This window comes from Nonomuraea sp. NPDC049480 (genome assembly GCF_044465905.1).
In the GTDB taxonomy this organism is placed as follows: Bacteria; Actinomycetota; Actinomycetes; order Streptosporangiales; family Streptosporangiaceae; genus Nonomuraea.
The window spans coordinates 202528-225537 of record NZ_JBITMD010000018.1 but is presented as its reverse complement, the minus strand read 5'-3'; the positions used below and the strand labels follow the sequence as shown (position 1 = coordinate 225537).

The window sequence follows — 23010 nt, the reverse complement described above, 5'->3', positions numbered from 1 at the left end:
GCCCGGCCTCAGCCGTACCACCCGCACACGATCAAAGGACCATCGATGAGCGGCAATACTGTCACCTGCCCGTACTGCCTGCTGAACACCTCCGGCGACGAACCGTTCGGCGGATGGGTCTACCGCGACGACCTCTGGCTCGTCCACCATGGCCCCATCGAATCCTCCCGGCCCGGCACCATGAAGATCATTTCCAAGCGGCACTACACCGACTTCGCCGAGATGACACCCGACGAAGCAGCCTCCTTGGGCAGCCTGCTCCACATGCTCGACGCCGCCATGCGGGCCGGCACCGACGCCGAGCGAGTCCATCTGGTCTCCACCCGGGACCGCGTCCAGCACTTCCACGCCTGGCTCTACCCTCGCCCCGCCTCCCACTCGCTGCGCGGGACGGATTTCCTCAACGCACCCCAACACAGCGAGCCCGCCGACGCCGACCGGGCCGCCCAAGCTGTGCGACATCACCTCACCGTGACCAGCCCCGGATAGCCGGAACGGATTTCAACGCAGGCCCACCTCAAGCACCGCTGCCGAGGTGCTCACCATCGGTTTCGGCCGGGGCCCTTCTCCCCCGATCGCACTGAAGATTCACAAGCAGCCTGCTCTGTGCCGATATCGCTACGGCCCGGTGCCGCTCATCCGCGACCACCACGTGCTGATCCCCGGCGCGGCGCTCCCGTCAGGGCCTCCCTGCCCTCGTCCCACCTCCAGCGCACGTCGCGGCCGCTCAGGTGCACCCCGCCGATCCAGCGGTCGACGCCGTTGAGCGTCACGTGGTCCTCCTCGCCCGCCAGCACCCGGGCGCCGGTGGCGGTCAGACGCAGCAGAGTGGTGCCTTCGACCGGGGCGTCGGCGGGCCAGATGTCCAGCAGCGGGTGCGGGGGCCGGGCCAGACGGTCCATCGCCGCGAAGCACCAGGTGTCCCCGAGATAGGGGCGGGCCTCGCGGGCTGAGGCGCGCACGAAGACGTCCCCGGCGGTGACCTGCTGCGCAGCGTCCGCTGTGGCGGCGAGGACGCGCCGTTCGGTGAGGGAGAGCCCGTCACGGGTGGAGGGGTACTCGCGGCTGAGACGTTCGAAGGCCTCTCCGAGGAAGCGCAGCTCACCGGAGCGGGTGGCGGCGATGGCGGACAGGCCGTCCGGCGTCGAGGCACGGAAAGCCGCCCATGCCCCGGTGGCCAGATCGAGCGCGGCCGGGGTGAGCCTCGCGCACGCCTTGGTCGCGGGCAGTTCGCGCAGCTGCTCGGGACGCAGCTCGCCCAGGCCGCCGAAGCGGGCGATGCCGGGATGTTCCCCGATGCAGATCAACGTGATGCGCCCGGCCGGCACCTCCAGCTCGGCGAGGCGGGCGAGGATCTCCACGATCTGCAGCTGGTCGTAGAGGTCGGCCTCGAACCACAGCACGTACTCGCCGCCGCGGTTGGCCTCCAGGGCGGCGTCGCGTTCCTGGAACATGCGCAGGCCCTCCGCGTGGTCATCCGCGTGCGCTTGGATCAGGAACGCGGCCCTGACCTGGCGCAGCTCCTCGCGCCCCACCGCGGGGACCGGCCCTTCATGCAGCGCGTCACGCCAGTACACGATGCGCCGGGCCAGCCCGGTCCCCGGCAGGTCGGTGCTGTCCCCGTTGCTGATGTGCAGCGCCGCCGCCATCCCATCCTCAACAGGGGCGGGCTGCTCGCCCAGAAGCCGGCTGCGTGCGATCGCGTACGACTCTCCGGTCTTCGCCATGCGGGCGCGCACCCGCCGTTTGAAGTCTGCCTGCTTGGTCATGAACGTCTCCCGCGCGCCGTCCGCGCATCCCCCAGCGACCGGTGCGGCGGGCGCACGACCGACGACAGATCTTCCGTCCGAGAGGTGGACCTCCCTTTGCCTCCTGGGATGACCCGGCTGGGGCGAGTCGCCGGAGGTTGGGCGCGGACGGCCGCCACCGGCCATGCTAGCGCCGTCCCGGCAGGGTCATCCTGTTCCATCGCACGGTCCACACCGTCGTCATCCGCCAGTGGAGCACCCCGGCGGGGACCTTCTCCGGCGTGATCCAGCCGGCGGAGAGCCGGAACGGCTGCGAACGCACGTCGAATGCTACGGACGAGAGTGGCCCCTCACCGCGTTTCCACTGGTGAAGGGCCCTCTTGTGGCCGGTGTGGCAGATGTGAGCCGGGCTGCGGAAAGCTACGCGGCCGGCTCTCGCGCGGGTCCCGGCCGGGGCTTCGTTCCTTCCGAGCGGGTTTCGCGCCGGCCGGCGGCGAGCGGGCTCAGACCGTCTCCACCCATGTGTTGGTCCAGGTGTTCCGCCCGACACGGCCGTCAGGCTCGAGAGAATGCTCTTGCTGGAATTGGCGGCAGATTTTTTCGCTTTGCTCCCCGTAACGCCCGTCGACCTTGATGGGCCAGCCGCGCTTGCTCACCTGTTCCTGCCACGCCCGCACATCCGGGCCCTCCATGACAGGCGGCTGCTTGAGGACGCGGCCGGGGAACGGCGGAGCCAGCGTGCTCGGGGCCGTCCACGTCTTGTTCCACGTCGTCTCATCGACGATGCCGGTGACTTGCAGCTTCTTCTCGGCCTGGAAGTTCTTGCAGAGACGCTCGCTTTCCTCTCCATAGATCCCGTCTACTTTGATGTGCCAGCCGCGGTCCTTCATCCGCTGCTGCCATTTCTTTACGGCTTCGCCCTGCTGCGGTTTGGTGATGGGTCCGGAAAATGGCGGAGCCTGCAAAGTCGGCGTAACGGTCACGAGTCGTCCTCCGTGGTCTCGTCGGCAAGGGCGACTTTTGTCCAGCTTTCTGGGGCAGGTCATGACCCATAAATCGTCGCCCTAATGCACGTTATCGGCAGGGGGATACCCGGCATCCTCGGCGGCACTCTGGGAGGCTGGCGATTTAACTCGTTCTGGAAAGTGTCGATACGACCTGTTGGCACTGTAGAAGGGCTCGAAACGCGGATCCCATGGAGGGCTGAAACACTCTTGGATGACCGCGGCGCGCTCGGCCTGCTCGGGCGTCACCTGCACCGGCGCGTTCTCCCTCCCCCTCACCACCCGCCGGCACGTCCGGCGGTGTGGGCATCGGTCACATGGGTCCGTTCTCGTCCTTGCGAGCCATGCACGTCGCGAACTGACCGTGGCCCGTCTGCTCATCCACCACCTTGCCGTTCACCTTCACGCGGCATATGAGTCTCCCCCGTTCGCGGTCCGCGCCCTTGGAATGCGTCGTCCCGAACACCGTCAGCGTGGGCAGCGGGTTGTCAATGGTGACCTCATGGGTGAACGGGAGCGACACCTCCTGCAGTGCCGAAATGTTGCCGACCTGGAATTGGTAACCGGCCGAGGTGACACCGTTCTCGCCGATCAACTCGAACACCACCGTGGCGGAACCCTGCGCCGGCGGGCCGGATGGCGAGACGAGGCTTGACGGGCTGCCGGACGAGGCGGCCGGGCTGGGCGCCTGATCCTCGGCGCGTTGCTGCTGGGGGGACTGCAGGAACAGGGCGAGGCCGATCGGCAGCGCCGCCAGCCCGGCCGTCAGCCCGCCGGCCGCGAACATCTTGCCGCCCAGGCCGTTGGCGGCCACGGTCACGACCGCGAGGGTGGCGGCGACCAGACCGATGAGGATGCCGGGCAGGCGCAACATCGGCACGAAGGCCGCCACCGCGCCGATCAGCCCCATCAGCAGCGAGATGATCCCGAGGACGGGGCTGGGCGGGCCCAGGCCGGCCGGTATGGCCGGCTGCTCGATCGCGTCCTGCTGCCCGTGCGGGTCCGGCGGCGTCCGGGGCGCGCCGTCCGGCTGCTGGTCCGGTGGCTGCCACTGCCGGGTCATCACGAACTCCTGACCGAGAATACGGACGGGGTGAAGAGCGGTTGCCTTGACCTGGTTCGCGCCTGGGCATGACACGACATGATAACCCGGCGGATTTAGGTGCCGGCGATGCCGTGGATTTGCCGGACGACGCGAAAACGCCCACTGGCGAGCGGTGCGGCGTTGACGAGGGCTCGATAAATGTCCGGCAAATGTCCGGTTGTTGCCCGCCGCGGCGGCCCGCCCGCTCCGCAACGCCACCGGCGACCTGCGCACGCCGGCGGACCTGGTGGTGCTGCAGCGATGGAGCAGACCATGGACGGCTGGGCCTCAGCACTGGGCTGCAAGCTGCGCATCGTCAGCGAACTGGCCGCCGGCGCCGCCACCCTGCCCATTCCCGGGCCCGCTACTGGCAGGTACGCGACAAGTCCTCCGGCCGCGGCTACCAGATCCATCCCGGCGAGTTCGACGGCACCGCCGACGCCTACGGCGTGTCCGACCTGTGGTTCCTGCGCCATCACCCGCGCGAGCTCGACGACGGCAACCCCGGCCCCCGCGACCGCGCCGCCATCAACCGGTGGCTCAACGGCGAGAACATCAACGGCGCCAACGTCGTCGTCTGGTACGCCGGCCACTACTTCCACGACCAGGCCCACCCCCACGCCCACCAGGGAGAGCTCATCGGGCCGCGGCTGTCCCTGATCTAGGGCTAATCTTGTCGCTCATGAGTCAGGTGGGACACGCGACGGCCCGCGCCCTGCTGCGCCGGCTGGCCGTCGAACAGGCCGAATGCAGGGTGCCGTCGCTGACGGCCGCGATCGTGCGCGACGGCCGCACGGCATGGTTCGGCGGCCGCGGACGCGTCGGCGACGCGGCCCCGACGCCCGCCACCCAATACCGGCTGGGCTCGATCACCAAGAGCATGGTCGCCGTGGTCGTCATGCGGCTGCGCGACGAAGGTGCCCTCGCCCTCGGCGACACGCTGGACACCCACCTTCCCGGTGCGCCGCACGGCCACCTGACCATCGCCCAGCTGCTGTCGCACACCGCCGGTCTGACCGCCGAACCACCCACCACCTGGTGGGAACGCACCCCCGGCGTCCCCGTCGCCGACCTGTTCAAGCGGCTGGGGCCCGGCGAGCTCAAGCACCGGCCGGGCCGCCGCTTCCACTACTCCAACGTCGGCTTCGCCCTGCTCGGCGAACTCGTCGGGCAGCTGCGCGGCACCACCTGGCTGCAGGCCGTACGCGGCGAGGTGCTGGCCCCGCTCGGCATGAACGACACCACCGCCCGTCCCCGCCACCCGCACGCCACCGGCTACGCCGTCCACCCCTGGGCCGACGTGGTGCTGGCCGAGCCCGAACACGACGCCGACGCCATGAGCCCGGCCGGGCAGCTGTGGTCCACCCCGCATGACCTGGCCCGCTGGGCGGCCTTCCTGGGCGGCGACACCGGCGGCGTGCTGTGCGGCGACACCCTCGCCGAGATGCGCGAACCGGCCGGCGTCGACGACGGCGACGCCTGGACCGGCGGATTCGGGCTCGGCCTGCAGCTGGCCAGGACCGGCGGGCGCCGCCTGTCCGGGCACACCGGCTCCATGCCCGGCTTCCTGGCCACCGTGTGGGCCGACCCGGCCGAAGGGGTCGGGGTGCTGTTCATGGCCAACACCACCTCCGGGCTCAGCGGCCGCCTGGCCATCGACCTGCTCGACATCCTCGACGAGCACGAGCCGCGCCTGCCCGACGAATGGCGGCCCGTCCCCGCCGACCCCGGCCTGCTCGCGCTCACCGGACTGTGGCACTGGGGGCCCAAGCCGTACGCGCTGCGGCTGCTGCCCGACCGCGGCCTTTCGCTCGAGCCGCTCAACGGCGGCGGGCGGGCCTCCCGGTTCGTGCCCCAGGCCGATGGCACCTGGCTGGGGCTGGACGGCTACTACGCCGGGGAGACGCTGCGGGTGTCGGCCGATCATCTCGACCTCAACACCTTCGTCTTCACCCGCGAGCCGTACGATGCGGCGGCGCCGGTGCCGGGCGGGGTGAGCGACTGGCACGCCTGAACGCCGTCGCCCGGTGGGGTGGACCTCCGCCGTGCCCTGCAGGACGGCACGGCGCTGGTGCCGGGCGGCTCAGCGCCGTCAGGCCGACAGTGCCTGTGCCAGGTCGGCGGCCGCGCCCGGGGGGAGGGCGCCGTGCAGCAGTTCGACCCGGTGCACCAGGCGGGGCGAGGCCAGCGGCACCCCGCACGCGGGCGGCGGCACAGCGCTCGACGGCGCGGGCACGGCGGACGCCGCAACGCCAGCCAGTGGCGAGGACGCGGGCAGGGCCGAGGTGGGCAGGGCCGAGGTGGGCAGGAGGGTCAGGCCGTGGCCGGCGGCCACGAGGTTGACCACCGTATGCACGTCGTCGCCCTGATACACCAGCGCCGCCGGAAACCCGTCCCCCACCAGATCGCGCAGCCGCGCGAGCGGGCACAACGACGTCTGCAGCCACCGCGCGTCCACCAGGTCGGCCAGCCGCAACGCCGCTCGCCCGGCCAGCGGATGATCGGCCGGCAGCGCCACCACCAGCTCCTCCTCGGCCACTCCCGCGCTCGTCATCGGACCGGCGTCGGGCAGGCGCAGCGGATCGCTGGGCGCGGCGATCCCGTCGGCCAGGCCCAGGTCCGCCTCCCCCTCGGCCACCAGGGCGCCGACCTGCTCGCGCCCGCACGTCACCAGCGTCACCTCCAGCCGCGGCTGCCGGGCGCGAGCCCGGGCCAGCCGGGCGGCCAGGACCGCGTTGAGCGCCAGCGGCGTGGCGGCCAGCCGCAGCCGGTGCCTGGGCGGGGCGGCGGCCCGCAGCACGTCGGCGCGGGCCGCGCGCAGGCGCAGCAGCAGCGGCTCGGCGTGCTCCAGCAGCCGCCGCCCGGCCGCGGTCGGCTCGACCGGGCGGCGGCTCAGCAACACCAGCCCCAGATCGGCCTCGAGCGCGGCGATCTGCTGGGAGATCGCCGACTGGGTGTAGCCGAGCTCGGCGGCGGCCGCGGAGAACGAGCCGCGGCGGGCGACGGTCACGAACGTGGCCAGCAGGTGAGGGTCCATCAGCAATGCTTATAGCAGGTACAGATATCATCGTTGGCGCTTAAGAGGTGAGGGCGGCCACGATGGAGCCATGAAAATCGCCCTTGTGGGGGACCGCTCCCCCAGCGTCCGCTCGCATGTCCGCATCCCGCTGGTGATAGAAGCGCTGCGCGAGCGCGACGGGATCGTGCTGGACCCGTACTGGATTCCCACCACCGACGTGGCCGGTCTGGACGCCTTCGACGGCATCTGGATCGTGCCCGGCAGCCCGTACCGCGACGAGGCGGGCGCGGTGGAGGCCGCGCGGGTGGCCCGCGAGCGGCGGATCCCGTTCCTGGGCACGTGCGGCGGATTCCAGCACATGCTGCTGGAGTACGCGCGGAACGTGTGCGGCCTGGACGTGGGGCACGCTGAGAACGAGCCGGGCGCGCGCGAGTTCCTGCTCACGCCGCTGGCGTGCTCGCTGGCCGGGCACGAGTGCCTGGTACGTCTGACGCCCGGCTCGCAGATCGAGCAGATCATCGGCGCCCCGACCACCATGGAGGCCTACATCTGCTCCTACGGGCTGAACGAGTCCTACAAGCAGACGCTGGCCGGGGCCGGGCTGGTCTTCTCCGGCCACGCCGAGGACGACGGCGCGGTACGGGTCGCCGAGCTGCCCGGGCACCCGTTCTTCCTGGCCACCATGTTCCAGCCGGAACTGGCCGGCGACGGCCGCGCGCCGCATCCGGTGATCTCGGCCTTCGCCGCCGCGGTCAGCCGCAGGAGCATGATGGACCCGGCCGGACGCCTCTAGGAGCAGGCCACTGCGCGGGAAGGGGATCGAGGTGTACTGGCCGCGGCCGTCGACGTGGTTGGAGCTCATCACCTGGATGGCAGACTTGATCGGATGCAGCCCGACGAAGTCCGCCGCCTGGCCGACGCGCTCGGCGGCGCGGTGGTGGCGACCCGTACCCTGGCCGGCGGCTTCTCGCACGAAACGTGCCTGCTCACGCTGACCGACGGTCAGGTCGTCGCCCGGCTCGGCGGCCCGGACCCCGCGATCGAGGCCGCCGTCATGGACGCCGCCCGCCCCCACGTCCCCGTCCCCCGGGTGCTGCGCGTCCTGCCCGCGGAGCCCGGCGACGGCGCCGCCCGCCCGGCCATGATCCTTGAGCACGTGGCGGGCACGCCGCTCAGCCAGGCGCTCCGAGCAGACGAGCCGGACCTGGGCGAGCTCGGTGCGGAGGTCGGGCGCGTGGTCGCGGCCATCGCGACGGCGACGTTCGACCGCCCCGGGTTCTTCACCGACGTGCGGCTCACCATCGCCCAGGAACGGCCGTGGTCAGGTCAGTTGCCGGAGTACGCCGCGGGCTGCATGGCGGCATCGCCGGCCCAGGCCCGCCTGGAGGGCGCCACCCGGCGGGCGTGGGCCGCGCTGTGCGCCGCCCACGCGCCGGCGCTCGGCCGCGTCGACGATCACCGCCGCCTCGTGCACGCCGACATCAACCCCAAGAACATCCTGGTCACGCGTACGCGCGGCGGCTGGCGCGTCGACGCCGTCCTGGACTGGGAGTTCAGCTACTCCGGCTGCCCGTACGGCGACGCGGCCAACATGGTCCGCTTCTCCGCCGGCTACCCCGCCCGATTCGTCGCCGGGTTTCGCGCCGCCTTCGCCGGCCACCAGCCCGCCGATCTGCCCCCGCCCGGGGACTGGGCGTATCTGGGGCGCGTCCTGGACATGTTCGCCCTCAGCGACCTGGTCACCCGCCCGGCCGGCAATCCCGTCGCCGACCAGGCGGCCGAGCAGATCCGGCGCTGGGTCGCCCACGGCGTTCCGGACACGCGCTGAACGGCGGCCCGCGAAGGTCATCTCGTGGCCAGCGCGGCCAGTTTGCTCAGGGAGCGGCGGAAGAGCGCGACGATGATCGGGGCGACGAGCGGCCACACCAACCGCCCCAGCGGCCCGAACGGCGGCCGCAGCTCTTCGGCCCAGACGACGCGGCTGCCGCCCGCGCACGCACGGACCCGGATGGCGCCCCGGCCGCGTATGACCCGGCCGGTGTGCTCCACGCGCACCAGGGCGGGCGGCTCCCAATGGGTGATCGTCATCGTGTCCAGGAATCCGAACGGCCGCACCCCGGTGTAGGCCTCGATCCGGTCCGTGCTCACCTGCCGGGCGGTGGTCATGAACATCCATTCCCGGTGCCGGGGCCAGTCGGTGAGCAACGCGAACACCTGCTCCGGCGGTGCCGCCACCTGCACGGCCGCGCCCATGTACACGGGTCTCCCCACGCTTCCCCCTCCGGGTGCTCCTCCTCATCCGGCGCCGGCCCGCCGGCCCGCTCCAGGCGATTCCAGAGGGGATCGCCTGGAGCAGGCCGCCCGCCGAGACGGGGCAGCGGCTCCTGGGAGGCGAGCTGTCGCCGGACGACGTCGACGAACCCACGCCGCCTGGAGTCGATCCTGTCACGCAGGGCGAACCAGGTGTCCCCGCCGACCGGACCGGCCTAGACCTGAAGGTGAACGGGCCAGATCTCCGCGTCGATAGCGTGCGCCGCCTCGACGGCGGCCCGGTCGGCGGCTGAAGGTCCTCACGCGGGTGCGACGGCCGTCCAATGGGGCAGGAAGGCATGCGCGGCCGGGTCTTTGGGCTCGCTCAGCCGCAGGTGGTTGCCGAACGGATCGGTGAGGACCAGCAGGCGGGCGTCCCACGGGGCCTCCTCGATCGCCGGCACCCAGATCGCCGGCCCCCACAGGCGGTAGTTCTTCACCTGGACGTAGGTCACGAGCTCCTGGCGCAGGTCGTCGAGCCCGGCCAGCCAGATGTCGACCGTCGAGCCAGGACCGGCCTGGTACGGCTGCTCGGTCAGGTGCAACGTCGCGCCCGCCCGCGAGACCTGGCCGTAGAACGGGGTGCCGGGCCCGCCTGCGGGACCGCCGAAGTCCAGGGTGAAGCCGAGGAAGTCGACATAGAACTCCTTGGCCGCCTCCTCGGAGAAGACACGCAGGACCGGGATGGTGGTCTCCTCCGAGAACGGGGTGCGCCGCGCGGTGCCGGTCCGCGGGCTCTCGTGGAGTTTGGCCGACAGGATGTTGTAGTTGTCGAGGCCGAACTGGCGGGCCACGATCTCCAGACAGGCGCTGTGGGGGAGCTCGACCTGGCATCGGTCGCGGAGCTCGGCGCGCAGGACTTTGGCCATCGCCTTGGCGTCACGGAACGTACGCATGGCATGATCCTCCGGGAACACGGGGTGCGGACGGGTTGCTCAGCGCTTGCGTTGCCGACATCGTCCGCGGCCGATGGAGAGGATCAGGCGCGAGTTGACGGTGCGTTCACCGAACCCCGGGAAGGGCGCAAGCGGCAGGCCGCACCGGCCGGGATCGAGCGTACGAAGACAGGGCCGGGCGTGTCAACGGCCGCCGGTGAACATCGGCCACAGGGTGTCGCGGTTGATGTGGCGCGCGCCGTCGGGCAGCGGTACGAGGAGCACCCGGCCGGGGGTCAGCTGCCGACAGGCCCTCAACGGCGAGAGGCATGCCGGCTCTTGCGCCGCTCGGCCAGCCGCACGCCGACGAAGACCAGCACCGCCACCACCACCATGGCGATCACCACGTTGGTGCCGATCCCGGCGTACGCCTCGACCAGCGACCAGTTCTCGCCCAGGAAATACCCGGCCAGCACGAAGATGGTGTTCCAGATCAGGCTGCCGGCCGTCGTGAGCAACGTGAACGTGGGCAGCGGCATGCGCCCCACGCCCGCAGGGACCGAGATGAGGCTGCGGAAAACGGGGATCATCCGGCCGAAGAAGATCGTCTTGCGGCCGTGGCGCTGGAACCAGGCCTCGGTCTTCTCGATGTCGGACACCTTGACCAGCGGCAGCCTGGCGGCGAGGGCGAGCACGCGCTCGCGGCCCAGCAGCGCCCCCACCCAGTACAGCGCCAGCGCGCCGACCACGGAGCCGAGCGTCGTCCACACCAGCACGTTGAGCAGGTCCATCTCGCCCCGGCTGGCGGTGAAGCCCGACAGCGGCAGGATCACCTCGCTGGGCAGCGGCGGGAAGAGGTTCTCCAGCGCGATCGCGAGGCCCGCCCCTGGGGCCCCAAGCGTCTCCATCAGTCCAACAAGCCAGTCAGTCATGGGGGTAAGCGTATGGAAGATCGGATATGCCAGAAATGAAGCGTGTGCCCGATCAGGACTGCGGTAAACCACACCCGTTCCGTACCGTACACTGTACGGTCGTGAGTCTCATGACGGATCTGGTCCGGCACGCAGCAGTCTTCGAACCCGGCGACCCACCCCGGTCCGGGCACGTCACCTTTCTCGACCCCACCGGGCCCGACACCGTGACCGTCGCCGAGGAGCACGGCGGCTCGGCGACCACCCGGCAGGCCGCCGCCATCCGCGTACCCGTGGCCGAGTCGGTGTCGGCGCTGGTCAGGGCGCGTGCGGACGAGCGAGCCCACCCGGCCGCGCGCTTCTGGGGCGCGGCCGCGCTGGTCGCGCTCCAGCTCGTCACCCGCGGCCGCATCCTGCCCGGAGTGACGGCAGGCGACCACGACTCCTGGCGAGCCGGGCCGTTCGACGCCGCCGACCTCCAGCGCATCCGCGACCTGGCGGCCGCCATGCCCGCCGGCGCCCGTGCCATCCCCCTGCCCACCCCGCCTGCCGCCGCGCCCCGTCCCGCCCCCATCGCCGGCACGGGGCCGGCAGACGGCGGGGCGGGCGGTGAGGTGTGGCTGCCCGAGGCCGAAGCGCTGGTGCGCGCGTTTCTCGACGCCGTGGCCGACGCCATGCCGCGCTCGCCCGGCGCCGTACGCGCCACCGGCACCGCCGCCTACGCCGCCGCCAAACCCGTCAAAGTGCCGCACCTGCGCCGCTGGGCCGAGGAGGCCGGGCTCGACTCCGGAGTACGCCTGTCGCTGCGGCTGGAGGCCGACGACCTGGCCGCCGCCGACTTCCGCGCCGTCGTCCAGCTCCACAGCCTCGCCGACCCCTCCCTCGTGGTCGACGCCGGTGACTTGTGGCAGGGCCGCGACCCCGGACTCGGCCCGCGCGCCAGGATCGAGGCGACCCTGGCCGTCCGCCGCGCCGCCCGCGCCTGGTCACGCCTGGAGCGGCTGCTCGACAGCGCCGTCCCCGACGAGCTCACGCTGACCGGCGGCGACGTGGAGGACCTGCTGGCCGGCGCCGCCGACCGGCTGGCCGCCGCCGGCGTCGAGGTGCACTGGCCCAAGTCCCTGGTACGCGGCCTCAGCGCCCGCGCCGTCGTCGGCGAGCGCGACGCGGCCCCCTCCGACCTGCCCTCCTTCCTCGGCGGCCACCACCTGACCAGCTTCAACTGGCAGATGGCCCTCGGCGGCGAGCAGCTCACCGCGGCCGAGATGGACCGGCTGGCCGAGGCCCACCGCCCCGTCGTCCGGCTGCGCGACCAATGGGTGCTCATCGACCCCGACCTGGCCCGCAAAGCCCGCCAGCGCGACCTCAAACCGCTGACCGGCCTGCAGGCCCTCGGCGCCGCCCTCACCGGCACGGTCGAGGTCGAAGGCGAGCAGGTCACCGTCGAGCCCACCGGCTGGCTGCGCGACCTGCGCGACCGCCTGGCCGAGCCCGAGGAGATCGCCCCGCCCCAAGCCCTGGCCGCGACGCTGCGCGACTACCAGCTGCACGGCCTGCGCTGGCTGGCCAGGATGACCTCGCTCGGCCTCGGCGGCTGCCTGGCCGACGACATGGGCCTGGGCAAGACCATCACCCTCATCGCCCTGCACCTGCACCGCGCCGGCGCGGGAACGGGCCCGACGCTCGTGGTCTGCCCGGCCTCGCTGCTGGGCAACTGGGAACGGGAGATCACCAGGTTCGCGCCCGGGGTGCCGGTCCGCCGCTACCACGGGACCGGCCGGACCCTGGCGGACGAGGGATTCGTGCTGACCACGTACGGCACCATGCGCCTCGACGCGCCCACGCTGGCCGCGCACCCGTGGGGCCTGCTCGTCGCCGACGAGGCCCAGCACGTCAAAAACCCCTCCTCCGGCACCGCCAAGGCACTGCGCGAGATCCCCGCCGCCGCCCGCGTCGCCCTCACCGGCACCCCCGTCGAGAACAACCTGTCGGAGCTGTGGGCCATCCTCGACTGGACCACACCGGGACTGCTCGGCCCGCTGACCAGGTTCCGGGCGCGATGGGCCAAACCGGTCGAGTCCGGCGACAGCGAGGCCGCCGCCCGGCTGTCCCGGCTGGTGGGGCCGTTCCTGCTGCGCCGCCGCAAGAGCGACCCCGGCATCGCGCCCGAGCTGCCGCCCAAGACCGAGACCGACCGCCCGGTCGCGCTCACCACCGAGCAGGCCGGACTCTACGAGGCGGTCGTACGCGAGATCATGTCCCAGATCGCCGGCGCCGGCGGCATGGCCAGGCGCGGCCTCATCGTCAAGCTGCTGACCGGCCTCAAGCAGATCTGCAACCACCCCGCCCAGTACCTGCGTGAGAGCGATCCGCGCCTCACCGGCCGCTCCGGCAAGCTGGAGCTGCTCGACGAGCTCGTCGACACCATCGTCGCCGAGGACGGCGCGGTGCTGGTGTTCACCCAGTACGTCGCCATGGCCCGCCTCATCGACAAACATCTGACCGCCCGCGGCGTGGCCACCCAGCTGCTGCACGGCGGCACCCCGGTCGCCCGCCGCGAGGAGATGGTCAGCAGTTTCCAGGACGGCCGGGCCCCGGTGTTCCTGCTGTCGCTCAAGGCCGCCGGCACCGGGCTGAACCTCACCCGCGCCGACCACGTCATCCACTACGACCGCTGGTGGAACCCCGCCGTGGAGGACCAGGCCACCGACCGCGCCTACCGCATCGGCCAGACCCGCCCCGTCCAGGTGCACCGCCTCATCGCCGAGGGCACGATCGAGGACCGCGTGGCCCAGATGCTGGCCGCCAAGCGCTCGCTCGCCGAGTCCGTGCTCGCCTCCGGCGAGGCCGCCTTCACCGAGCTGACCGACACCGAACTCGCCGCTCTCGTGGAGTTGAGTTGAACGCCGCCCGCGGATTCACCGCCTTTCCCCCGCAACGCGCCGGCGCCCGCTTCGCCACCTCCTGGTGGGGCCGCGCCTGGATCAAGGCCATGGAGGACACCTCGCTCGATCAGGTCCTGCTGCGCAAGGGCCGCGCGTACGCCAAGACCGGCCAGCTCGGCCCCATCACCGTCAGCCCCGGGCGCATCGCCGCCGTCGCCGGCAGCGAGTACGACACCGTCGTCCGCGTCGAGCAGCTCACCGACGCCGCATGGGAACGCTTCCTGGACCAGGTCGCCGCCAAGAGCGGGCACATCGCCGCGCTGCTCGACCGCGACATGCCGCACGACCTGGTCGAGGCCGCCGAGGACGCCGCCGTGCCGCTGCTGCCGTCCGTGGGCGACCTGGAGCCGGAGTGCTCATGCCCGGACTGGGGCCACCCGTGCCAGCACGCCGCCGCCCTGTGCTACCAGGCCTCGTGGCTGCTGGACGCCGACCCGTTCGTGCTGCTGCTCATGCGCGGGCGCGGCGAGCGGGAGCTGATCGAGGCGCTCCAGCGGCGCCAGGTCCCGGCGGGGACGCCGCAGGGCGCGGACGCGCCGGGCGCCCGCGGGGTGCCGGCGGCACAGGCGTTCGCGAAGGGCGTGCCACCGCTGCCCGAGCCGCCGCCGTACGACGTCGCCTTCGCCCCGCCCGCCCTGGAGGCGCCGCAGGACGGCCCCAGCGCGGCCGCCTTGCGCGTGCTGGCCGCCTCCGCCGCCTCCAGAGCCCGCGCGCTGCTGACCCGCGGCCGGCTCCCCGAGCTGACCGAATACCAGGACCGGGTACGCCTGGCCGCCGAGCACGACCTCGACCTCGGCCTGGAGGCCGCCGTGGCGGCCTGGCGGTACGGCGGCGCGGACGGCCTGGAAGTGCTCGATCAGGCCTGGACCCCGCCCCGGCGGGACCTGGCCAGAGCGCAGGCGCTGCTGGAGTCCGGCTGGGAGGGCGAGCGGCCGCCCGCGATCCAGACGTGGCGCAACCGCTGGACCCTCGGCCCGCTGCAACTGCGCTACGGCCGCGACGGCCGCTGGTACCCCTTCGCCGAACGCGACGGGCACTGGTGGCCCGCCGGTCCGCCGGAGCGCGACCCCTCGACGCTGACCGGCCGCGCTCAGGAGACGTAACGCGCGACCAGCTCCGCGCCGATCCTGGCCAGCTCGGCGCGGACCGACTCGGGTTCCACCACCTCTACTCGGGCACCCCACCCGGCCAGGTGCTCGGCGATCGACAGCGCCATCGGCGCCGCCACCCGCACCCGGACCCGGCCGCCGTCCTCCTGCCCGAGGACCTCGCAATGGCGGCCGAACTGATCGCGCAGCACGTGCACGTACCGCGCCTCGATCAGCACCACCGCCGACACCAGCGAGCGCCGCTGCTCGACCTCGTCGACGACCCGTTCCCACTCCTCCGTCAGGTCGAAGTCGCCGGGCCGCTCGGCGGGCAGGTCCGTCACCACGGCCTCGGCGATCCGGTCGACACGGAACGTCCGCCGCCCGGCCTCCGTGCCCGCCAGCAGGTACCACACGCCGTCCTTGTCGACCAGCCCCAGCGGATCCACCAGCCGCTCCGTCGAGCGGCCGCCCCGGCCGGTGTAGGCCAGCCGCACCTTGCTCCGGCGGACGACGGCGCCCTGAAGGTTCTCGACCAGGCCGGGCGGCTCCCGGCCGACCTCGCCCCAGCGCACCGCGTCCGACACCACCGCCTGCGCCGCGGCCTCGGCGTCGGCACGGAACGTGGCCGGCAGGGCGCGCATGAGCTTGCGCAAGGCGGAGGTCAGCTGCGGCGCGGCCGTCGTCGCCGGGCCAAGAAGCAGGAACAGCGCCCGGGCCTCGGCCGCGGTCAGGCCGCTCAGATCGGTACGCGCACCCCCGACGAGCTGCCACCCCCCGCCGCGCCCCGGCTGCGGGTACACCGGGATGCCCGCCGCAGACAACGCGTCCAGATCCCGGCGGGCGGTGGCCAGGGAGATCTCCAGCTCCTCGGCCAGCTCCGCGGCGGTCACCCGCCCGCGGGTCTGGAGCAGCAGCAGGGCGGCAACGAGACGGTCGGCACGCATGTCTTCATCGTCGCAAACAAAGTGCTCAATTGATGAGCACTTTGGCAGGGAGGATGGTTCTCACAAGCCCCCACGAGCAGCACGACGAGAGGAAACCGACATGCTGGCCGGACTCACCACCGTCGCCTACTACACCCCCGACATGGAGGCGACCAAGCGCTGGTACACCGAGCTGCTGGGCGTCGCGCCGTACCTCGACACCCCGGACTACATGGAGTTCCGCATCGGCGACTACCAGCACGAGCTCGGCTTCGTCCACAGCTCCCACGCGGGCGGCGAACTGGCCATGACCCCGGCCCCCGAGACCACCGGACCAGCCGGCGCCCTGGCCTACTGGCACGTCGCCGACGTGCGGGCGGTCCTCGACCGGCTCCTGGCCATGGGCGCCAAGCCGCACGACATGCCGCACGACCGGGGCCAGGGTTTCATCACCGCCTCCGTGATCGACCCCTGGGGCAACATCCTCGCCGTGATGTACAACCCCCACTACCTCGGCGTCCTCGACTCCCTCCGGAGCGCGTCATGACGATCCTCACCGACGCCGCCGCCTGGCGCGGCTGGCTGGCCGGCCATCACGACAGCGCGGCCGAGGCCTGGCTCGTGATCGCCAAGAAGGGCACCACCGAGCCGACCAGTCTCACGTACGCACAAGCCCTCGAGGAGGCCTTGTGCTTCGGCTGGATCGACGGCCTGGCCCGATCCCGCGACGATGCCACCTACCTGCAGCGTTTCAGCCCGCGCCGGCCGCGCAGCCGATGGTCGCGGCCCAACGTCGCCCGCGTCGAGCGCCTGCTGCGCGAGGGCAGGATGCGGCCGGCCGGCCTCGCGGCGGTCGAGAGCGCCAAGGCCGACGGCCGCTGGGACGCGGCCCAGACGGCCGCGCCGTGATCATGTACTGGCCTCGCCGCTGAGCCCCTCAGGTCGCCACCGAGACGACATGGTGCACCGACGTGCGGTCGCCGATCAGCTCCAGCACGCAGTCGGCCAGGTCGGCGCGGGTGGTGTTCATGCCGCCCCGGAGGTTGAGGTCTCTGGCCGTGCGGTAGCGGTTGGTCCGGCCGCCGTCCGTCAGCCGCGAGGGCCGCACGATCGTCCAGTCCAGGTCGCTGGAGCGCAGCAGCCGCTCGGAGGCGGCCATGTCGGCGTAGGCGTGCCGGAAGAGCCGCTGAACGATGAGCGGCTTGAGCACGTACCGCGTGAGCGGGCCGTCGCCCTCGTCGGTCACCATGCCGCTCGCCCCGACCGTCAGCACGCGCCGGACCCCCACGCGCGTCATGGCCTCGATGATGGAGGCGACGCTGCTGGTGTGGACGGTGGTCGGGCCGCGCTCGCGCGTGCCCATCGCGCTGAGCACGGCGTCGCGGCCCTTGACCGCGGTCGCGATGGCGTCGGGGTTCATCACGTCGGCCTCGACGACGTCGAGGCGCGTGCGCAACTCGGCGGGCAGCCGGGACGCGTCGCGTACGACGGCGGTGATCTCGTGGGCCAGGTCGAGCCCTTGCCGGAGGAGCTCCAGCCCGGTGCCGCCGGTCGCTCCGAAGACGGCGAGCTTCATGCGCCTTCCCCTTCCTCGCGGGGTCAGTGAGTGTTCACTCACCCCACTCTATCGGCGAAGGGGTCCACCCGGCCGGCGGGGTGCCGCTCTCGGCCGCAGCATGCCCCATCGTGCTCATACCCCACCACCGCCGAGGCCGGCTTGTGGCGCGATGACGGCCCGGTGGAGGCCGTCGCCTGAGCCCAGGTCCAGCACCCGCGCACTCGTCGGCGCCGTACAGGGACGCCCCGAAGGCGGACATGGTGACGCCTTGTATCGATGATTATCGAAACAAGACTTCGCCATTGATTCGATAAATGTCAATACAGAGACGCCGTCAGGGGAGGTTGAGCTGCCAGGAGACGCCGAAGCGGTCGTTGACCCAGCCGAACTTGGTACTGAAGCCGTAGGAGCCCAGCGGCATCAGCTGCCCGCCGCCCTCGGCGAGCGCCGCGTACAGGCGGTCGATCTCCTCCTCGGTGTCACACGCGACGTAGATCGAGATCGACGGCGTGAAGGTGAAGGCGTGCGGCTGGTTGCTGTCCATGCACATGTATTCCTGGCCCGCCAGCGTGAACGTGGCGTGCTTGATCCTGCCTTCCGGGCCGGGCTCCCCAGGGGCATAGCGCTCGGCGTGCACGACCTTGGCGTCGCCGAAGAGGGAGACGTAGAACGTCATGGCCTCCTCGGCGTGGCCGTTCTGGAACATGAGGAAGGTGGTGGTCTTCTGGGTCATGACCGCTCCTCCTCAGGGGCGTAGAACGCGGTGGTGGCGGCCACGGCGGCGGCGACCTCGTCCGGCGTGCCGCCCGCCGCCTCGTACGCCCGGCCCCACCCCTGGCTGCTGGCCGTGATGAAGCGCCTGCCCTCGTCGGTCTGGTGGAAGGTGTTCTCGTCGGGCGCCGCGGCACCCGTCGACAGGTACAGGCTGAGGCCCAGCAGCGCCAGGTCCCAGCCCACGCCGGCGGCGCCGGGACCGAAGCCGGACCAGAACTCCGGCGGCACGTCGGCGCTGTGGACCAGCTCGAACAGGGTGCCGCCGTCCTCGGCGGACAGGCGTACCTCCACCTCGGAGAAGCCGGGATTCTCGCCGAACAGCCAGCTGACCTTCAGCATGCGGGGCGGCTCGCATTCCAGGATCTCGCCGCCCGCGTTGCCCTCGAACTGGTACTTGCCGCCCAGCCGCAGGTCCCCGGTGACGGGCAGGAACCAGCGGTTCAGGCGCTCGGCCTTCGTGCAGGCGTCCCACACGTCCTCGATCTCGGCGTCGTAGCGCCGGCGCATCGTCATGACCTTGCGCTCGCCGTTGAGCAGCTCGCGATGCACCCGGTTGATCTCGTCAACGATGTCCATCAAATGCCCTTCGTCTCGTCTGTGATGCGGCGTTCTCGTTTACCACGGGCCAGCTCCGTCGCCAGGGCGTCCAGACGCTGGTTCCAGAAGCCGCGGAAGCGCTCCAGCCACAGGTCGACCTCCTGCAGCGGCCCCGGCTCGACGGCGTAGAGCCGCCGCGTGCCCTGGGCACGCACGCTGGCGAAGCCGTTGTCGCGCAGCACCCGCAGGTGCTGGGAGACGGCCGGTTGGGAGATCCCGAACTCGCGCTGGATGACGGCGGTGAGCTCGCCGGAGCTCTGCTCACCGCCGGCCAGCAGCTCCAGAATCCGGCGCCGGACGGGATCGCCGAGGACGTCGAATGCGTGCATGGCATCATTCTTTCAGGGAAGGCTTATATAAGTCAAACCTGGGATAGCGGGTCAGTCGTCCAGGCCGCGGGCGCTCAGCGCCTCGCCGAGCGCGTCGGCGTGCCGCAGCGCACCGACCACCAGCGGCACGGCGAAGGCCCGCAGGCTGCGTTCGACGCCCCTGGCCCGCTGGGCCTCCCGGACGCGGGTGGCCAGGCCGGTCAGCACGGGCACGCTGCGGATGGTCAGCGACAGCAGCAGCGACACCCGGAACGGGTCCAGCCCGGCGAACCTGGCCGGCGCCAGGCAGCGTTCCAGCGTGGCCAGCATGGCCGAGGTACGCGTGGTGATCGTGACCAGGCCGGCCAGCGCCACCGCGAGCACCACGCGCAGCGTCGTGACCGCCGCGCCCTCCAGGTCCACGACGATCCACTGCAGGCCGAACAGCGCCGCCGCGAACCACCGCACCGGACGCACCTGCGCCCAGGCCGCCGCCACCCCCACCCGCGACAGCGCGTAGAGCCCGACGACGACGGCCGCGGCCCCGGCCAGCGCCGCCGGGGAGCCCAGCAGCACCAGCACCGTGCACGCGGCGGCGAGCCCGGCCAGCTTGGCGCCGGCGGGCAGCCGGTGCAGCGGCGATGCGCCGGGCACGTAGGCGCCGGTGAGCCCGTTCACGACATGATCTCGCGGTAGTGGGCGATGGCCTCCCCGGGCGCGCCGTCGGCCACGACACGGCCCCGGTCGAGCACCAGCACACGGTCGAAGTCGGCCAGCAGCGGCAGGTCGTGGCTGACCACCACCACCTGCTGGGGCAGCTCGCGCAGCAGGCCGGCGACCTGGCGGGAATGGCGCAGATCCAGCAGCGTGGTGGGCTCGTCCATGACCAGGACGTCCGGTTCCAGCACCATCACCGAGCACAGCGCGAGCAGCTGTTTCTGCCCGCCGGACAGGTGGTGCGCCGGGTGGTCCGCGTGGCCGGCCAGGCCGTAGCGGGCCAGGACCTCCGTCACGCGCCGCTCGACCTCCTCGCGCGGCAATCCTCTGCGGCGCAGCGAGAAGGCCACGTCCTCGGCCACCGTCGGCATGACGATCTGCGCGTCCGGATCGGTGAACAGGAACCCGACACCGCGTCTGATCTTGGCGGCGTGGCGGCGGGTGTCCAGGCCCAGCACGGTGACGCTGCCCGAGGTCGGCAGCGCCAGGCCGTTGATCAGGCGGGCCAGCGTGCTCTTGCCCGAGCCGTTGGCCCCGACCACCCCGACTCTCCGCTCGGGCAGGGAAGCGGTGACCCCGCACAGCACGTCGCGCCGGTCGAGGCGGACGTGCACGTCGGCGAACTCGATCACCTCACACCACCTCGAAGAGCGCTGCCACGCCCAGGCCGCCCCCGACCGCGGCCGTGGCCAGGCCGAGCGTGCCCGGCGGGGCGCCGCCGCGGACGAGCCGGCTGAACAGCCTGGTCACCACGACCGCGCCGGTCGCGCCCCACGGATGACCCAGCGCCAGCGCGCCGCCGTCGGCGCAGACCCGCTCGCCGTCCGCCCCCAGCGGGTCCAGCCCCAGCGCATCGGTGACGGCCAGTACCTGTGCCGCGAACGCCTCCACGATCTCCACCGCCGCGATCCGTTCCACATCCACCCCCGTACGCGCCAGCACCCGCCGCACCGCCGGCACCGGCCCCCACCCGGGCAGCGCCGGATCACACCCGACGACGGCCCCGGCCACCAGCCGCAACCCCGGCAGGCCCGCGCGCAGCCGCTCGGGAAGGAGGGCCACGGCCGCGGCGCCGTCGCTGACCGGGGACGCGTTGCCGGCCGTCACTGTACCGCCCGCGACGAACGCCGCAGGCAGCCGGGCCAGCGACGCCTGCCGCAACGGCCGCGGACGCTGGTCGTCGGCCCGGCCGCCGACGGGGACGATCTCCCCGGCGAAGCGTCCCGCCTGCCGGGCGGCCAGTGCGGCGGCGTGGCTGCGGCAGGCGTAGGCGTCCTGGCGCTCCCTGCCGATCCCGCGCGCCGCGGCCAGCGCCTCGGCGGCGGGGCCCATGTCGGGGTCGGGGTGGCCGTCGGGCGCGAACGCCGCCCTGCCGTACGGCCCGGCCGCCCCCCGATGCGTACGCGACGGCGCGGTCGAGGCGCTCTCCGCCCCGCCCGCGATCACGAGATCCATCTCCCCGGCGCGTACCGCCTGCCCGGCCACCAGGATCGCGGCCAGACCGCTGCCGCACTGCCGGTCCACCGTGACCCCCGGCACGCCGTGGCCCAGCCCGGCCCTCAGCGACGCGACGCGGGCCACGTTGCCGCCCGGCCCCATGCAGTTGCCCAGCACCACATCGTCCACCTGCCGGCCGGCGACGTCGCCGGCCACGGCCGCGATCACGGGCGCGGCGAGCCGGTCCACGGTCAGCTCCTTGAACGCATGCCCGGCCGTCCCGATGGGCGTGCGCCGGGCGGCCACGATCACGGGCGCATCCGGTGTGATCGCCATGTCAGGTCAGCCGCCGCACGCCTGGATCCCCGCTCGCCAGCCAGGCCGCGACCAGGGCACGCGCGGGCTTGCCCGCCTGCGTGCGCGGCAGGCTCGGCACCGCGTACCAGCGGCGCGGCCGCTGCGCCACATCCAGCCCGCTCCTGGCCACCGCCTCCAGCAGAGCCCGCGGCGGCGGCGAGGCGCCGTCGGCCTCCAGGACCGCCGTCACCACCGAGCCCAGGGACGGATGCGGCGAGCCGATCACCACGATGTCGCCCACGCCGGGCACCTTCCTGAGCACCTCCTCGACGTCCTCGGGCACCACGGTGGCCCCGCCGGTCTGGATCGCGCCGTCGCCGCGGCCCCGCAGCCGCAGCACCTCTCCCAGCCGGTACGGATGCGCCACGTCGCCCACGGTCATCCAACCGTCACCGTCGCGGCGCAGCGGGCCCGCTGCCCCGCCCAGATAGCCCTCCGACAACCACGGCGAACGCACCCACACCTCCCCCAGCACGCTCCCCGTACGGGGCCTGACCTCGATCTCGACCTCCGGAAAAGGGCGCAACCCGCCCCCGTCGGCATCCGCGGCGACGAACGACAGCTCGGTCGCGCCGTAGTACGACACGATCTCCACCCCGGCCGACGCCGCCGCCTCCCGCGACCGGGGATCGAGCGCCGCGCCGCCGGCCACGGCCGTACGCAGCGCGCCCGGCTCGGCCAGCACGGCGGGCAGCAGGTGCGGCACCAGGTGCACCACCGTGGCCCGCCCGAGGTGCTCGGCCAGCGACGCGGCGGGCCAGCGGCCGGGCACGACCGCCGTGGCGCCGGTGGACAGGGCGTGCAGGGCGGCGAAGGCGTACAGGGAGGACGCCAGCGGCCCCGGGACCAGGACGACGTCGCCGGGCCCGATCCCGGCCAGGTCGCTCAGGTGCGGGAACGACGCCGTCCACGAGGCGCGGGTGCGCACGACCGCGCGCGGCCGGCCCGTGCTGCCCGAGCTGAAACACGCCCACGCCCGGTCGCCGGGTGCCGCCGCGTGCTCCACGGCCGGACCGTCCGCGTACGGCAGCGGCGCGTCGATGAGCAGGTCCACCGCGGCCGCGCCGATCATCCGCGCCCACCGCCGCCGGTCCCAGGAGTGATCGCCCACCAGCGGCGTCGCGCCGGCCAGGTCCGCGGCCAGCACGGCGACCAGCAGCGCAACCGGGTCGGCCATCCCGATCGCGACCAGCGAACCGGGACGGACGCCCCGGTCACGCAGGTGCCGGGCGGCACCGTCGATGTCGTCGGCGAGCTCGCCGTAGGTGCGCTCACCGAGCGGCCCGCGCACCGCGAGCCTGGCCGGGCGCACGGCGGCGTGCCGCAGGACGTGTTCGGCTACGGGCATGTGC

Annotated in this window: 27 protein-coding genes; 10 read left to right on the top strand and 17 right to left on the bottom strand. The window is 72.8% G+C overall.

The window, feature by feature from the left end:
• Positions 1–45: 45 nt before the first annotated feature.
• On the top strand, positions 46–489 hold the full coding sequence (locus tag ACIBX3_RS40445) for an HIT family protein (RefSeq protein ID WP_397125858.1): 444 nt from the start codon (positions 46–48) through the stop codon (positions 487–489).
• A gap of 146 nt (positions 490–635) precedes the next feature.
• Here ACIBX3_RS40445 and ACIBX3_RS40440 read toward each other — a convergent pair whose 3' ends face one another.
• The 4 genes from ACIBX3_RS40440 to ACIBX3_RS40425 form a co-directional block, all read right to left on the bottom strand.
• Positions 636–1769, bottom strand: a complete 1134-nt coding sequence (locus tag ACIBX3_RS40440) for a hypothetical protein (RefSeq protein WP_397125857.1) — start codon at positions 1767–1769, stop codon at positions 636–638.
• A 166-nt stretch (positions 1770–1935) separates the two neighbouring features.
• Positions 1936–2070: a hypothetical protein gene (locus ACIBX3_RS40435; RefSeq protein ID WP_397125856.1), complete on the bottom strand. Its 135-nt coding sequence runs from the start codon at positions 2068–2070 to the stop codon at positions 1936–1938.
• Between the two features lie 181 nt (positions 2071–2251).
• Complete coding sequence (locus tag ACIBX3_RS40430; protein WP_397125855.1) at positions 2252–2731, bottom strand: peptidoglycan-binding protein; 480 nt, start codon at positions 2729–2731, stop codon at positions 2252–2254.
• A gap of 334 nt (positions 2732–3065) precedes the next feature.
• The gene (locus tag ACIBX3_RS40425; RefSeq protein WP_397125854.1) at positions 3066–3815 is read right to left on the bottom strand and encodes a hypothetical protein; all 750 of its coding nucleotides are present in this window, start codon (positions 3813–3815) and stop codon (positions 3066–3068) included.
• A gap of 113 nt (positions 3816–3928) precedes the next feature.
• Here ACIBX3_RS40425 and ACIBX3_RS40420 point away from each other — a divergent pair, with 113 nt between their 5' ends.
• Both ACIBX3_RS40420 and ACIBX3_RS40415 read left to right on the top strand, forming a co-directional pair.
• A complete protein-coding gene (locus ACIBX3_RS40420; RefSeq protein WP_397125853.1) occupies positions 3929–4501 on the top strand; it encodes a hypothetical protein in 573 nt (190 codons plus the stop codon).
• Positions 4502–4518: 17 nt separating this feature from the next.
• Positions 4519–5850, top strand: a complete 1332-nt coding sequence (locus ACIBX3_RS40415) for a serine hydrolase domain-containing protein (RefSeq protein ID WP_397125852.1) — start codon at positions 4519–4521, stop codon at positions 5848–5850.
• A 78-nt stretch (positions 5851–5928) separates the two neighbouring features.
• On the opposite strand, the gene ACIBX3_RS40410 is transcribed toward ACIBX3_RS40415, so the two are convergent.
• Positions 5929–6873 carry a LysR substrate-binding domain-containing protein gene (locus ACIBX3_RS40410; protein WP_397125851.1) on the bottom strand — a complete coding sequence of 315 codons (945 nt, stop codon included), beginning with the start codon at positions 6871–6873 and terminating at the stop codon, positions 5929–5931.
• A 70-nt stretch (positions 6874–6943) separates the two neighbouring features.
• Between ACIBX3_RS40410 and ACIBX3_RS40405 the strand changes: the two genes are divergently transcribed.
• Positions 6944–7648, top strand: a complete 705-nt coding sequence (locus tag ACIBX3_RS40405) for a hypothetical protein (protein ID WP_397125850.1) — start codon at positions 6944–6946, stop codon at positions 7646–7648.
• Between the two features lie 93 nt (positions 7649–7741).
• Complete coding sequence (locus ACIBX3_RS40400; RefSeq protein ID WP_397125849.1) at positions 7742–8683, top strand: phosphotransferase family protein; 942 nt, start codon at positions 7742–7744, stop codon at positions 8681–8683.
• A 17-nt stretch (positions 8684–8700) separates the two neighbouring features.
• Here the strand turns inward: ACIBX3_RS40400 and ACIBX3_RS40395 are convergent, their stop codons facing one another.
• Positions 8701–9126, bottom strand: a complete 426-nt coding sequence (locus tag ACIBX3_RS40395) for an SRPBCC family protein (RefSeq protein WP_397125848.1) — start codon at positions 9124–9126, stop codon at positions 8701–8703.
• Positions 9127–9140: 14 nt separating this feature from the next.
• Here ACIBX3_RS40395 and ACIBX3_RS40390 point away from each other — a divergent pair, with 14 nt between their 5' ends.
• A complete protein-coding gene (locus tag ACIBX3_RS40390; protein ID WP_397125847.1) occupies positions 9141–9419 on the top strand; it encodes a hypothetical protein in 279 nt (92 codons plus the stop codon).
• A 6-nt stretch (positions 9420–9425) separates the two neighbouring features.
• Here the strand turns inward: ACIBX3_RS40390 and ACIBX3_RS40385 are convergent, their stop codons facing one another.
• The gene (locus ACIBX3_RS40385) at positions 9426–10061 is read right to left on the bottom strand and encodes a glyoxalase superfamily protein (RefSeq protein ID WP_397125846.1); all 636 of its coding nucleotides are present in this window, start codon (positions 10059–10061) and stop codon (positions 9426–9428) included.
• Between the two features lie 293 nt (positions 10062–10354).
• Positions 10355–10972 carry a DedA family protein gene (locus tag ACIBX3_RS40380; RefSeq protein WP_397125845.1) on the bottom strand — a complete coding sequence of 206 codons (618 nt, stop codon included), beginning with the start codon at positions 10970–10972 and terminating at the stop codon, positions 10355–10357.
• Positions 10973–11082: 110 nt separating this feature from the next.
• On the opposite strand from ACIBX3_RS40380, the gene ACIBX3_RS40375 reads away from it, so the two are divergent.
• Positions 11083–13854 (top strand): DEAD/DEAH box helicase, encoded by a 2772-nt coding sequence (locus tag ACIBX3_RS40375; RefSeq protein WP_397125892.1) that lies wholly within the window; start codon positions 11083–11085, stop codon positions 13852–13854.
• Positions 13851–14999 (top strand): SWIM zinc finger family protein, encoded by a 1149-nt coding sequence (locus ACIBX3_RS40370; RefSeq protein ID WP_397125844.1) that lies wholly within the window; start codon positions 13851–13853, stop codon positions 14997–14999. The genes ACIBX3_RS40375 and ACIBX3_RS40370 overlap by 4 nt, the downstream gene beginning before the upstream one ends.
• Here the strand turns inward: ACIBX3_RS40370 and ACIBX3_RS40365 are convergent.
• Positions 14987–15931 carry a helix-turn-helix transcriptional regulator gene (locus ACIBX3_RS40365; RefSeq protein WP_397125843.1) on the bottom strand — a complete coding sequence of 315 codons (945 nt, stop codon included), beginning with the start codon at positions 15929–15931 and terminating at the stop codon, positions 14987–14989. The two genes, ACIBX3_RS40370 and ACIBX3_RS40365, sit on opposite strands and share 13 nt — an antisense overlap.
• Positions 15932–16031: 100 nt before the next feature.
• On the opposite strand from ACIBX3_RS40365, the gene ACIBX3_RS40360 reads away from it, so the two are divergent.
• Both ACIBX3_RS40360 and ACIBX3_RS40355 read left to right on the top strand, forming a co-directional pair.
• The gene (locus ACIBX3_RS40360) at positions 16032–16457 is read left to right on the top strand and encodes a VOC family protein (RefSeq protein ID WP_397125842.1); all 426 of its coding nucleotides are present in this window, start codon (positions 16032–16034) and stop codon (positions 16455–16457) included.
• Positions 16454–16819 (top strand): YdeI family protein, encoded by a 366-nt coding sequence (locus tag ACIBX3_RS40355; protein ID WP_397125840.1) that lies wholly within the window; start codon positions 16454–16456, stop codon positions 16817–16819. Before ACIBX3_RS40360 ends, ACIBX3_RS40355 begins: the two co-directional genes overlap by 4 nt.
• A 28-nt stretch (positions 16820–16847) precedes the next feature.
• Here ACIBX3_RS40355 and ACIBX3_RS40350 read toward each other — a convergent pair whose 3' ends face one another.
• From ACIBX3_RS40350 to ACIBX3_RS40315, 8 genes are all read right to left on the bottom strand, one after another.
• Positions 16848–17486 carry an NAD(P)-dependent oxidoreductase gene (locus ACIBX3_RS40350; RefSeq protein WP_397125839.1) on the bottom strand — a complete coding sequence of 213 codons (639 nt, stop codon included), beginning with the start codon at positions 17484–17486 and terminating at the stop codon, positions 16848–16850.
• Between the two features lie 316 nt (positions 17487–17802).
• Entirely contained in the window at positions 17803–18201 is a 399-nt protein-coding gene (locus ACIBX3_RS40345; protein ID WP_397125838.1) for a VOC family protein, read from the bottom strand.
• Complete coding sequence (locus ACIBX3_RS40340; RefSeq protein ID WP_397125837.1) at positions 18198–18818, bottom strand: SRPBCC family protein; 621 nt, start codon at positions 18816–18818, stop codon at positions 18198–18200. Before ACIBX3_RS40340 ends, ACIBX3_RS40345 begins: the two co-directional genes overlap by 4 nt.
• A complete protein-coding gene (locus ACIBX3_RS40335; protein ID WP_397125836.1) occupies positions 18818–19168 on the bottom strand; it encodes an ArsR/SmtB family transcription factor in 351 nt (116 codons plus the stop codon). Before ACIBX3_RS40335 ends, ACIBX3_RS40340 begins: the two co-directional genes overlap by 1 nt.
• A 51-nt stretch (positions 19169–19219) precedes the next feature.
• Positions 19220–19825 (bottom strand): energy-coupling factor transporter transmembrane component T family protein, encoded by a 606-nt coding sequence (locus ACIBX3_RS40330; RefSeq protein ID WP_397125835.1) that lies wholly within the window; start codon positions 19823–19825, stop codon positions 19220–19222.
• Positions 19822–20496, bottom strand: a complete 675-nt coding sequence (locus ACIBX3_RS40325) for an energy-coupling factor ABC transporter ATP-binding protein (protein ID WP_397125834.1) — start codon at positions 20494–20496, stop codon at positions 19822–19824. The genes ACIBX3_RS40330 and ACIBX3_RS40325 overlap by 4 nt, the downstream gene beginning before the upstream one ends.
• 1 nt (position 20497) lies before the next feature.
• Complete coding sequence (locus ACIBX3_RS40320) at positions 20498–21637, bottom strand: thiolase family protein (protein ID WP_397125833.1); 1140 nt, start codon at positions 21635–21637, stop codon at positions 20498–20500.
• 1 nt (position 21638) lies between these two features.
• A complete protein-coding gene (locus tag ACIBX3_RS40315; protein ID WP_397125832.1) occupies positions 21639–23006 on the bottom strand; it encodes a class I adenylate-forming enzyme family protein in 1368 nt (455 codons plus the stop codon).
• Between the last annotated feature and the right edge of the window lie 4 nt (positions 23007–23010).